This window comes from Rhodococcus sp. 1R11, from assembly GCF_004563845.1.
Classification (GTDB): Bacteria; Actinomycetota; Actinomycetes; order Mycobacteriales; family Mycobacteriaceae; genus Rhodococcoides.
Map to the genome: position 1 here is coordinate 98,773 of NZ_SPNG01000006.1, position 12,389 is coordinate 111,161.

The 12,389-nt window shown below is 62.1% G+C and carries 10 protein-coding genes; 2 read left to right on the top strand and 8 right to left on the bottom strand.

The window, feature by feature from the left end; translation table 11 throughout:
* Positions 1-170: 170 nt before the first annotated feature.
* The 8 genes from E4P29_RS12525 to rpmH all read right to left on the bottom strand — a co-directional run bounded on the left by E4P29_RS12525 (position 171) and on the right by rpmH (position 8,289).
* A complete protein-coding gene (locus tag E4P29_RS12525) occupies positions 171-1,247 on the bottom strand; it encodes a ParB/RepB/Spo0J family partition protein (protein ID WP_135045082.1) in 1,077 nt (358 codons plus the stop codon).
* A 4-nt stretch (positions 1,248-1,251) separates the two neighbouring features.
* A complete protein-coding gene (locus tag E4P29_RS12530; protein WP_135045084.1) occupies positions 1,252-2,253 on the bottom strand; it encodes a ParA family protein in 1,002 nt (333 codons plus the stop codon).
* A gap of 76 nt (positions 2,254-2,329) precedes the next feature.
* On the bottom strand, positions 2,330-3,007 hold the full coding sequence (gene rsmG, locus E4P29_RS12535) for a 16S rRNA (guanine(527)-N(7))-methyltransferase RsmG (RefSeq protein WP_135045449.1): 678 nt from the start codon (positions 3,005-3,007) through the stop codon (positions 2,330-2,332).
* Positions 3,008-5,606: 2,599 nt separating this feature from the next.
* Complete coding sequence (locus E4P29_RS12540) at positions 5,607-6,287, bottom strand: R3H domain-containing nucleic acid-binding protein (protein ID WP_167735468.1); 681 nt, start codon at positions 6,285-6,287, stop codon at positions 5,607-5,609.
* Positions 6,288-6,312: 25 nt separating this feature from the next.
* On the bottom strand, positions 6,313-7,404 hold the full coding sequence (yidC, locus tag E4P29_RS12545) for a membrane protein insertase YidC (protein WP_135045086.1): 1,092 nt from the start codon (positions 7,402-7,404) through the stop codon (positions 6,313-6,315).
* Positions 7,405-7,408: 4 nt separating this feature from the next.
* Positions 7,409-7,738, bottom strand: a complete 330-nt coding sequence (gene yidD / locus E4P29_RS12550) for a membrane protein insertion efficiency factor YidD (RefSeq protein ID WP_027495003.1) — start codon at positions 7,736-7,738, stop codon at positions 7,409-7,411.
* Entirely contained in the window at positions 7,735-8,115 is a 381-nt protein-coding gene (rnpA, locus tag E4P29_RS12555) for a ribonuclease P protein component (protein WP_135045088.1), read from the bottom strand. Before rnpA ends, yidD begins: the two co-directional genes overlap by 4 nt.
* A gap of 30 nt (positions 8,116-8,145) precedes the next feature.
* Positions 8,146-8,289, bottom strand: a complete 144-nt coding sequence (rpmH, locus tag E4P29_RS12560) for a 50S ribosomal protein L34 (protein ID WP_026347786.1) — start codon at positions 8,287-8,289, stop codon at positions 8,146-8,148.
* A gap of 622 nt (positions 8,290-8,911) precedes the next feature.
* Between rpmH and dnaA the strand changes: the two genes are divergently transcribed.
* On the top strand, positions 8,912-10,444 hold the full coding sequence (gene dnaA / locus E4P29_RS12565) for a chromosomal replication initiator protein DnaA (protein WP_135045090.1): 1,533 nt from the start codon (positions 8,912-8,914) through the stop codon (positions 10,442-10,444).
* 660 nt (positions 10,445-11,104) lie between these two features.
* The gene (gene dnaN / locus E4P29_RS12570; RefSeq protein ID WP_135045092.1) at positions 11,105-12,289 is read left to right on the top strand and encodes a DNA polymerase III subunit beta; all 1,185 of its coding nucleotides are present in this window, start codon (positions 11,105-11,107) and stop codon (positions 12,287-12,289) included.
* The last annotated feature ends 100 nt before the right edge of the window (positions 12,290-12,389 follow it).

Sequence of the window (12,389 nt, forward strand, 5' to 3'; positions counted from 1 at the left end):
CTCGACCAGGATAGGCGACGGGGTCGCGCTACCTGGCGATCGGGGAAGATCCTCGAAATCTAGTGCATCACAATAGTTTTCGATCGAACTAGCCGTTTTCAGGACCACTCGTCGTCGATATACGTCACAGTGACGTTACGCCCTGGTATGACTGGTCCTAAAAAACGCGGCTACTTTTTCTTCTGAGCTTCCATCATCTCGACGATTCTCTGAAGGTCGTCGACCGACCCGAATTCGACGACGATCTTGCCTTTTCGCTTACCCAGACTCACTGTCACCCTCGTGTCGAACGAATCCGAGAGGCGATCGGCCACATCCTGAAGACCCGGCATCTGGATCGGCTTGCGCTTCGGCGCCGGTTCGGGGGACTTACCGTCCTCTCGATTGGCCAGAGTGACGGCTTCTTCCGTCGCTCGAACCGAGAGACCCTCGGCCACGATGCGCGCAGCCAACGATTCCTGTGCATCCGATCCCGCGTCCAACGACAGCAATGCGCGTGCATGTCCCGCCGACAGGACACCGGCTGCGACACGTCTCTGTACCGGAATCGGCAGCTTCAGCAGACGGATCATGTTGGTCACGACGGGGCGTGAGCGACCGATCTTTGCCGCGAGTTCCTCGTGCGTCACATCGAATTCCTCGAGCAGCTGCTGATATGCGGCCGCCTCTTCGAGCGGATTGAGCTGTACGCGATGGATGTTCTCGAGCAGTGCGTCACGCAGCATTGCGTCGTCTGCGGTTTCCCGGACGATCGCGGGGATGGTCTCGAGGCCCGCCTCCTGGCTCGCGCGCCACCGCCGCTCGCCCATGACGAGTTGGTATTTGGCATCTCCTGCAGCTGCAGAACCGGATACGAGCCGCACCACGATCGGCTGCATGAGACCGAATTCGCGAATCGAGTGCACCAGTTCGGCAAGGGATTCGTCGTCGAAGACGTGCCTCGGCTGCTTGGGATTCGCCTCGATTCGGTCCGGCGAGATCTCCCGATACACGGCACCGACAGGGGAGAGGTCGTCCCCGTTCAGCACCGGCGGCGTCGGAGTAGGTGCCGTTGCAGTCTCTGTGGTGTCGTCGGACGCCGCTGCCCGCTTGGGCTTCGTCGAGGTATCCGGCTTGTCCTTGGCGTTGCGGTCGGCACCGATGATGACGTCGGCTGCTGCGTTGCCGAGGCGCGGTCCGGCATCGGGGCCCGTGGGGATCAGCGACGCGAGCCCGCGTCCCAGACCGCCCTTACGTGCTTGACTCATGTCCCTACTTCTTTCGTGCGTCGATGCCGGCCGAGCGAGCAGCGAGCTCTCGTCCGGCGTCCAAGTAACTCATTGCTCCACGTGAACCCGGGTCGTAATCCAGCACCGTCATGCCGTACCCGGGCGCCTCGGAGACCTTCACACTGCGCGGAATCACGGCACGCAGCACGGCATCGCCGAAGTGCTTCCGCACTTCCTCGGCGACCTGATCGGCCAGTTTGGTGCGGCCGTCGTACATCGTGAGGATGACGGTCGAGACGTGCAATTCAGGATTGAGATGGGACTGAACCAGCTCGATGTTCCGAAGCAGCTGCCCCACACCCTCCAGTGCGTAGTACTCGCATTGAATGGGAATCAGCACTTCGGTCGCCGCCACGAGCGCATTGACGGTCAGCAGGCCGAGTGAAGGTGGGCAGTCGATGAGGATGAAATCGGCGTCGAGTCCGGACAACTCCTCGACCGACAACGCCGTCTTGAGGCGTCCTTCTCGGGCAACCATAGAGACCAACTCGATCTCCGCACCCGCGAGGTCGATCGTCGCCGGGATGCAGAACAACCGCTCACTGTGCGGGCTCTGCTGGATTGCGTCTTTGGCCTTCACTTCGCCGATGAGCACTTCGTAGCTCGACGGCACCCCGGAGTGATGCTCGACGCCCAGTGCCGTGCTGGCGTTGCCCTGAGGGTCAAGATCCACCACCAAAACCGTCAGGCCCTGGAGCGCGAGTGCGGCTGCGAGGTTGACCGCCGTGGTGGTCTTGCCGACCCCGCCCTTCTGGTTGGCGATCGTCAGCATGCGTCGCTTCGCCGGCTTCGGTAGCGTCACCGATCCGGGATGCAAGACCTGACTGGCCCGGTGCGCCGCGGCCCCGATCGGGGTGTCGTCGGTCGAGATCGAGTTGGCGTACTCGAAGCCACTCGTCACCCCCGCCTTGCTGGCGGCTACGTTCGACGACTTCTTCTTGGACTCTGTTTCACGTGAAACAGCGGGATCCGACCCACCCGACATATGTGCTCCTTAGTGCGGAACTGAATGTGTTCTACGTTCGATACAGACGACGCGGGTCGATCCCCGCGATCGGACATCAGTGACGACTGAGCCGCCGCGGCTCACGGACTGCCCTGACGACGATGGTGGGCGTCGGAAGAAGACCGACACCGCACTCCACAACCTCCAGCTTGCCAGCACCCATACGGGTGAGGGAAGTCCTGTCGCGTTCGATCTCCTCACTTGCACTGGAACCCTTCAGCGCGAGCATCCGGCCGCGTTCGTGAACGAGGGGGAGAGACCATTTGGCGAGCTTCTCCAACGGTGCCACAGCCCTGGATGTGACGACATCCGCGCCACCGGCTTCCTTCTTCACGCCGGGCTGCTCGGCCCGCCCGCGTACGACCAACACGTTCAAATCGTGCTCGTCGATGAACTCGGCCAGATAGACGGTTCTACGAAGAAGAGGCTCGACGAGCGTCACCCGAAGATCCGGTCGAGCGATGGCGAGAGGGATACCGGGCAGACCGGCACCGCTGCCGATGTCGACCACAGTCTCGCCCTCGTCGATGAGTTCGCCGATCGCGGCGCAATTGAGAATGTGCCGCTCCCAGAGTCGCGGAACTTCCCGTGGACCGATCAGCCCTCGTTCGACCCCGGCGGTAGCCAAGGACTCGTGATACCTCCGGGCGAGATCCAGTCCATCTCCGAACATCTGCTCGGCGACGGCCATCAACTCGGTGCTATCCGACGCTTCTTGTTCCACGTGAAACATCATCCCGTGCTCGGGCATGGATCGCCAAACGACACCTCTGTAAGTTGCCCAAATCGTATGTCGTCGACCCTTGGGCTCCCATCCGTGTGCTTTGTCGCTACTCGATAGTTCGACCTCACCGAGACCGTTCAGCCTTGGGGGATCGCTCCGATGTTTCACGTGAAACCGTGGGAGGCTCCACGACAAAGGCCGCAATGATCGCGTTGCCGCGAACGGTCGACTGGGTGGCCCCGCGTGCCGAATAGTCGTGCACATGTTCATACGGACGAGGTCTCAGAGGCTCGGCGGTCGTGAACCATGTGCCGGTTCGGCCCGACCCATCCGGTACGAGAGCCCTTTCCTTTCTCCCATTCGACGTAGAGCGTCAGGCTGGGGACTCGAAGTGGATCGCTGTCCTTTGCCCTCCGCCGTCGTGTGTCCTCGGCCGGGCCGACTACGACCGTTGCTCCATAGACACTCGGCGAGCCCGCAAGCGAAGCACCCAACCGGCAGATTGACCCGACCACCATCGCGGGTCCTACAGAATCCGTCGATCCAATGAGGCCACCCAAGGACGGCGCTGTGGACAGCGGTCGTGCATCCGCCTTCCCACCCAGGATCTGAGCCACCACTTCGTCGAGACGAGTCATAACGCTGATAGCCGTCTCCGTGCTCTCGGCACCGCCACAGTTTCACGTGAAACCGGACAGCTCGCTCTGGTCGGACAGCGTCGGCGGTTTCGTCGTCCGGCAGCTTCTGAGACGTCATCTCGCACTCGACCGAGCCCGCTACATGTCAACCGTGGCTCCGCCACACAGCACCCGTCTCAATGCCGATTCCATGAGCCACTCGTTGGGACCGATTGTTGGGAACACCCGCCGTGGGGTCGTCCGCGATTGGCTCCCATGCTTCCGGATACGACGGCATTGCAGCCGGCACCCGTCAACCGGTCCCACGAACGTCATACGGTTCGTATCTGCTCCCGGAGTTCGGGTCACGACGGTTGTCGCGAGCACCCCACACCGGTCGAGGTCACGTCGCGCGGTTACGACTGCTCCTCGGGCCGGGTCCATCGATAACCCCGGGCATCGGCGAGAGCGTCTCCAAAACTGTCGCACGATTCGATGGCAGGACCGTGCCCTGGAACGTGTTTCACGTGAAACACGATCCGATTCTGCGGGTCGGATACGCAGTCGCCGGCGGCGGCGTCTCGATGACCGTCAGCTGGGCTCGGCGCCAAGTTCTACAACGGGTCCTGCTGACGATCAGTCTGGTCGTCGGATTTCGCAGGCGACCCTCGGTCCCTTCGATCGGTTGGATCACTTCACCCTCAGACGCAACTCGAAGACGACGGCTGCACGGCCATCGGGAGCGGCGACGCCATCCCCTCCACGTGCAATTGGGGTCGGACTCATGGAGCGAGCCGACATCAGTCCGAGCCAGCCCAGATTCGAGAAAGTGACAGCCGGCCAAGAGACCCGACTGTTTCACGTGAAACACGCACACGCGTCTGCACCCCTCGCGGGGCAACCTGGGTAGGTCGTTGTCCCTGCGCGACCGTCGTATAGATGACGCGACGCCGGGGCGCACTCACGATGAGTGATCCTCTGTTCGCAGACGTTCGCGATCCGATGCTGGGGTACCGAGTCCAGCTCGGCATGAAGCGACCGAAGGTGACTACGAGCCGCCACACGTCACGCCATAGCGAATCGACCATGATCGTCCGACACCACCTGCATCATCGCCGCCCCCGGACGCACCGCCGTCGCGTTCGAGAACGAGGTCATCACAGGATTCGACCACACGGAAACTGCTTCGCCTCATGCCTCGAAATGTTCGCGCGGCAAGCACAGCACAGTGACAACCCACCGTCCGTCGATCGGCTCACGTCTTCATCCGATACCGTCTCGGTAATCAGAAGAAGCAAACCTTCTCCCGACACGACAGCAGCGTTCGGGGTCATGAACTAGCCCGGTGTACCGGGCCGATACACGGAGGCCCGCCTGCCGTGTCCGCAAGCAACGGGCCACGGTGACGATGTGCCCGCTGCGGGCGCGCATCGCGGCAAGCGAACCGACGGTCGGATAGTCCGCTGCGCCACCGTGACTGATTACTTTCTCGAAAATTGGGACACAGCGCCCGCGTGCGTTGATGTGGCAGAACTGAGCGGGCGGTTCTGAGCGTCTGCACGATGGGTGGCCTCGGCTACTCGTGATCGGCTGGGGCACAGAGTTGGTTGACACCCTCCACCCCGCCAAGCTGGGAAGCGTTCCTCGAGCATCGGTTGTCGACTGAAAGGGACCGGGATCCAGTCGCATGATCTCCGTGCGTATGACCGCCAGAAGGGGAGCCGCCTCGATCTACCGATCGACATCTGCCTCAGCGTCCGTTTCACGTGAAACACGTCCTTCACGCCGCATGACACGGACAGAGCCACGCCGCGACCACCCGTCACAGTGACGAAAGACTTCGATACCGCTGGACCCGCTTTTTACCGCCCTCGGAGCCCCTCCGATCGGCGACACCCGGCACGAATTACACCCGTGCAATTCGAGTTGAGCATTCGATACAAACAACGATGGCCCCCACCGAAGTGGGGGCCATCGCTTACCGGAAGTGTTTACGCTTTGACGACGACTACCCGTCGAGCGGGTTCGACGCCGGTGCTCTCGCTTGCGACACCGTCGATCTTGGCGACTGCGTCGTGCACGATCTTGCGCTCGAACGGAGTCATTGGAGTCAGCTCTTCCCGCTCTCCGGATTCGAGTACTCGACGCGCTGCCTCGGCGCCGAGGTTCCCGAGCTCGGTGCGGCGCTTCGCGCGCCAGCCGGCGACGTCGAGCATCAGCTTGCTGCGCTCGCCCGTCGACTGCTGCACAGCCAGACGGGTGAGTTCCTGCAGAGCGTCGAGCACCTCGCCCTTGCGACCGACGAGCTTGGCGAGATCGTCTCCGCCGTCGATGCTGACGATCGCGCGATCACCCTCCACGTCGAGGTCGATGTCTCCGTCGAAGTCGAGCACGTCGAGAAGCTGCTCGAGGTAGTCGCCGGCGATTTCGCCTTCCTCGACCAAGTAATCCTCGTCGTCTTCGTCGTCTTCGTCATCCGACTCGGCAACGTCATCGGCACTTGCGGGAACCGACGGCGTCTTCTGCACGACGTCGTCGACGGTTGCTTCGTCGTCGGACTCCGTCTCGACGGCACTCACCTGATCGGTCTCGACCATCACGTCACCCACTCCATCCCCAGCTGCTGCGTTCCGTACTTCGTCGTTCTGTGCCTCTTCGGCGTGCGCTGCCATGTTCGTCCTTCTCTCGACGTGTCGGTCAGCGCCGCTTGCGCTTGGTCGACTTGTTCCTGTTCGCCTGCGGTCGCGGTGTGCTCGGAGTGGCTGACCCTGACGAGGAGTCCGTCCCGGTGGTTCCGGCTTCGGTCGACGACTCTTCACCTGTCGGTGCCATCTTCGAGAGCTTCGGCCGAGCACCTGGCTTGGGCTTCGTAGTCGAGACCGGCTTCACTCCGGGCTTGGGCGCATTCTCGGAGCGCTTCTCGACGGCGGCAGCGACCTTGGCGGCCTCTTCCTTGTCGATCTTGCCGAATACGAGGTGTTGCTGCGCGTAGGTCCAGGTGTTGTTGCTGACCCAGTAGAGCAGGATTGCCACCGGCAACAGTGCGCCGAACACCAGAACACCCAGTGGGAACACGTAGAGGGCGAGCTTGTTCATGATGGCCGACTGCGGATTTGCGGCCGCTGCGGCGCTCTGCCGGGCCACGGACGCACGTGAGTTCAGGTGCGTCATGACGGCCGCGATGATCATCAGGGGAATGGATACAGCCGCGATGACCCACGTGGACGGAATGGTCGCGTCGGGACCGACAGCGAAGGCGTTGAGCTGATCCTGCGGCATGGTGATCCATGCCGAGATGGGAGCTCCGAACAGGCGAGCATCCAGGAACGACTGGACATCGGCAACGCTGAACGCATAATTCGAGAGTTCGCGGTTCTGTTCCGGACTCAGGCCGAGCTGACCTACACCGGTTCCGGTGCGGTTGAACGAACGGAGGACGTGGAACAGGCCGATGAACACCGGTGCCTGTGCCAACACCGGGAGGCAGCCCATCAGCGGGTTGAAGCCGTGTTCTTTCTGCAGCTTCTGCATCTCGACGGCCATTTTTTGCTTGTCTTTGCCGTACTTCTTCTGCAGCGCTTTGATCTGCGGCTGCAGTTCCTGCATCTGCCGCGTCGTGCGTACCTGCTTGACGAAGGGCTTGTACAGGATCAGCCGGAGGGTGAAGACGAGGAAGACGACGGACAATGCCCAGGCAAAGCCATTGCTGGGGTCCTGGAACACAAAGCCGAACACCTTGTGCCACACCCAGAGAATCCAGGCAACCGGGTAGTAAATGAAGTCGAGCACGGCTCTATGTACTCCTCTGTTCTTCCACTCGCAGGAGATCGTGGTGTTCTTCGGTTTCGGTCAGCTCGGTGACGGTTGCGCGCCACCTACCGGGTTCGGGCACCGGGTCCCACCCTCCAGAGTGCCAGGGAGCACATTTGAGGAGGCGAACGACTGCCAGGAGCGAGCCCTTGGGCATCCCGTGCACCTGGAGCGCCTCGATGGCGTATTCACTGCAGGTGGGGGAGAAGCGACAGGTAGGGGGCCGCATCGGGGACACATAGGTCCGGTACAACACGATGCAGTAGACGAGAGTTCGAGCAGGAATGGAACGAAGGTTGCCCATGAATGTCATGACGGCGGACCCTTCGGAGCTTCGAGTAGACCGAGCTTCTTCAAACCTGAGCGCAGTTGAACGTGTAGATCTGCCGAGGATGCGTGTGCAGCACCCGGAAGTGCTCGGATGACCACGTCGGTGTTGTCCGCGAGCCCCTCGATCACCTCGGCACAGATATGCCGAAGCCGGCGCGCAACTCTATGACGAGTTACGGCCGGCCCGACTGCCTTGCTGACGATCAATCCGAAACGTGGCCCATGAACGGTGGATGCGATGTCCTGCTCGTGACGCGCGACAGCGTGTACGACCAGATCCGATCTACCCATTCGGCGTCCTCGACGCATCACCACGGTGAAATCACGTGCGCGGTGCAGTCGATTCGGCTCAGGAAGCATCCCGAGCTCCAAGCTTCGGACGAACGATTATCAGGCTGTGAGTTCTTTGCGGCCCTTGCCGCGACGTGCGGAAACGATTGCACGACCCGCACGGGTACGCATACGAAGACGGAAGCCATGAACGCGCGCGCGGCGGCGATTGTTCGGCTGGAACGTCCGCTTGCCCTTGGCCACGGTCAACACTCCTCGAGATTCGACGACGCCGATCTGTCGGCGCCTGCTGTAAAGGTTCTCAGCGAGTTCGGATGAAGTCGCTAGCCTCCCGAGCGAGAAATCCGAGTGAAGACAGACTGTGAGCAGCCAGCAAGCATCGGCCACCTCGCTATTGGGTGACTGTTCGAGAGTACTGATCGAGTCACCGGTGGTCAAACTCGCGCGGCATCGGTCGATTTGTCGATTCATACACAGGCCCCGGAGAAAGAGACGTCGGACCGGTAGAACAGTCGACGATATCTGTCGTTCCGTAGCGCCGCGCGACTGGTCGTTGCTGCGATCGAACGACTGACAATTGCTATCGGCGCAGGTCAGACTGTCGTGTACGTGATACCACGACCCCCGATGACGTTCGGGCTCACATCGGTGTCGTTTATCCACACCTGTGGATAATTGTGTGGAAACACAGTTCAGGTGGCATATTCGTACCTTGCGGGGTCCACCGAAGGACCCTTGTCTCGGCCGCGGAGGCGCACGATCGACGACGCTATCCGACGACGCGGTAGCGCGGGTTCGAAACGCCCCACCGAATCGGTTGTCGGAGTCCGGCGAGACCTACAAGCTCGACGACGGAGGGATCGACGTGAACGACGATCCGGATGCGCTTGCGCGCATCTGGCCCGAGGTAGTCGCGGAGCTGACGTCCGACCGACACAGTGGGTCGCCGCTGACCAAGGGCCAGAAGGCCTGGCTCGCGCTGGTCAAACCGCTCACGTTGACTCAGGGCTTCGCTCTGCTCGCCGTGCCGTCGACCTTCGCTCAGGAAGCGATCGAACGCGACCTGCGCGAACCCATCCTGGGAGCTCTCGGGCGTCATCTGGGACAGGGTGTCGAAGGTCTCGGCGTTCGTATCTCCGCTCCCGAAGACGAGAAGCTCGAAACGGAGCGGTCGACGTATCCCGATGCCGCCAGTTCTCCGACGTACCGGCGCCGCGTCCTGACCAGCCGAGACGACGAGCCCTCGGACTCGGAGACAGCCGATTACGAGGAAGTGGACGACGAGCGGGAAGCCCTCGCCAGCGTCCAGAACTCGTGGCCGACGTACTTCACCAAGCCACCGGAGTCGACGCCACCGTCGTCCGGTGCCAACAGCCTCAACTCGAAGTACACCTTCGACACGTTCGTGATCGGTGCCTCCAACCGGTTCGCGCACGCCGCCGCTGTAGCGATCGCCGAAGCACCGGCCCGGGCGTACAACCCACTGTTCGTGTGGGGGGCGTCGGGCCTGGGCAAGACTCACCTTCTGCACGCAGCCGGACACTATGCCCAGCGTCTGTTCCCCGGGATGCGGGTCAAGTACGTCTCCACCGAGGAATTCACCAACGACTTCATCAACAGTCTCCGTGACGACCGCAAGGTGGCGTTCAAGCGCCGTTATCGCGAGACCGATGTGCTGCTGGTCGACGACATTCAGTTCATCGAAGGCAAGGAAGGTATCCAGGAGGAGTTCTTCCACACCTTCAACACGCTGCACAACGCCAACAAGCAGATCGTGGTCTCGTCCGACCGGCCACCCAAACAGTTGGCGACCCTCGAGGAACGGCTACGCACTCGCTTCGAGTGGGGCCTGATCACCGACGTCCAGCCACCGGAGCTCGAGACGCGGATCGCCATTCTGAGCAAGAAGGCTCGGATGGATCGACTCGACGTGCCGCACGATGTCCTGGAGCTGATCGCCAGCCGCATCGAGCGCAACATCCGCGAGCTCGAAGGCGCCCTCATTCGCGTGACGGCATTCGCCTCGTTGAACGGACAGGCCCTCGACCTCACCCTCGCCGAGGTCGTTCTGCGTGATCTGATTCCCGATTCGTCCAGCCTGGAGATCAACGCGGCCACGATCATGGCCGTCACCGCGGAGTACTTCGACACGTCCATCGAGGACCTGTGCGGACCGGGTAAGGCCCGAGCATTGGCCATGGCCAGGCAGATCGCGATGTACCTCTGTAGAGAGCTGACCGACCTGTCGCTACCGAAGATCGGTCAGACGTTCGGCCGAGATCACACGACGGTCATGTACGCGGACAAGAAGATTCGCAAGGAAATGACCGAGCGTCGCAAGGTATACGACCAGGTCCAGGAGTTGACGGCCCGCATCAAGCAGCGCTCGAAGCGATAGACCCACCGGTTCTCCGGCAACGACGGCGACGGCGCCGATTCCCATTGCGGGGGTCGGCGCCGTCGCCGTTTTCGTCGGTGATCGCTGTTGCCTCGGTTCGACTCGGGCGTCGATCGAACACAATCCCCAGCCGATTCCGGACCGATCCAGGGCCGAATCTGGGTCGATTCTGGGCCGAATCGGATGACATTTCGGAGCCGTCGACCATTGATTCACACCTGTGGATAACCATGTGGACAACCGTCGACTTCTGGGGATGGAATGTGGGCGCCTGTGCACCGATGCGATTGGTCCACAGGCAGCCGTCCGTCAACCGCAGATTGGTCCCGAGTTCATCCCCACGACACCACGCCGAGCCACCAGCAGGGCGAGGGCTCCATGCACAGATTGCACAGGACCTATTAATACTTCTGTTTTCTCCTTGAAAGAACTTCTTTGAAAACAGGTGTTGGGGAACGATCCGTTCACAGCCCCCTTCCGGCGACCGCATCGATGCCCTTCGCGGCCTCGCCCGAGCTTTCAACTTCGTCTCGAAGGGCATACGGTGTGCTTGCGCTGGATGTGCCAGACTCGTCGTTGCATCGGTTGGAGCCGCGACGATCGTGGTCGCACCGCTCGACTGTGCATACGAATGCCCCGAACGAGAGGAAATGCCGAGCGATGGAGCTTGGAAGTTTGAAGTTTCGCGTTGCTCGTGAAGATTTCTCCGATTCCGTGGCGTGGGTGGCCCGCAGCCTGCCGTCCCGGCCGCCGGTACCCGTTCTCGGTGGAGTTCTGCTCGCCGCCGACGAACAGGGATTGACGGTCTCGGGCTTCGACTACGAGGTCTCCGCCCAGGTGAAGGTCTCGGCCGAGGTGGCCACCGCAGGACGAGTTCTGGTGTCGGGCAAGCTACTTGCCGATATCACCAAGTCCTTGCCGAACAAGCCTGTCGACGTCACGGTCGATGGAACCCGCGTTCTGGTCAACTGCGGGAGCGCGAAATTCTCGCTGCCGACGATGCCGGTCGAGGACTATCCTCAGCTCCCCGAATTGCCCAGCAACACCGGTTCGCTGGCCGGTGACGTCTTTTCCGAGGCAATTGCCCAGGTCGCCATTGCGGCGGGCAAAGACGACACGCTTCCCATGCTGACCGGTATTCGTGTCGAGATCGACGGCACCAACGTCGTGCTGGCGGCGACCGACCGATTCCGGTTGGCGGTTCGTGAGGTGGACTGGACTCCCGCCGGCGCCGACACCACCACCGCAGTGCTGATTCCGGCGAAGACCCTGTCCGAGTCGGCCAAAACGCTCGGCGGCAACGCGAGTTCTCCTGTCGAGCTCGCTCTCGGTTCGGGTTCCTCCATCGGGAGCGACGGTTTGCTCGGAATCGTCAGCGACGGGCGCCGCACGACCACTCGTCTGCTCGATGCGGAATTCCCGAAGTTCCGTCAGTTGCTGCCGGCAGAGCACACGGCCGTCGCGACGCTCGAGATCGCGTCGCTGGTCGAGGCCATCAAGCGCGTGGCTCTCGTCGCCGAACGCGGTGCGCAGGTGCGTCTGGAATTCAACGCCGAAGGTGTGCTGCTCTCGGCAGGCGGCGACGATGCCGGCCGCGCCGAGGAAGCTCTGCCGGCCGACTTCCAGGGCGAGGCGCTCACCATTGCGTTCAACCCGGGGTACCTCATCGACGGCCTGTCCTCCTTGCACAGCGAGAAGGTCACGTTCGGTTTCACCACCCCGAGTCGGCCTGCAGTGCTGCGTCCGACGTCGGACGAGGAACTGGTGCCCGACGATTCCGGTAAGTTCGCGGCGCCTCAGTCCCAGTACACCTATCTGTTGATGCCGGTCAGGCTGCCGGGCTGATCCTGCCTGGTTACTGTTGGAGCTGCGGGATCGTACGAGTCGTTCCGTCGGCTCCACTCCCGCTCGACCGGATTTACACCTGACACAGACAAGGACGCTT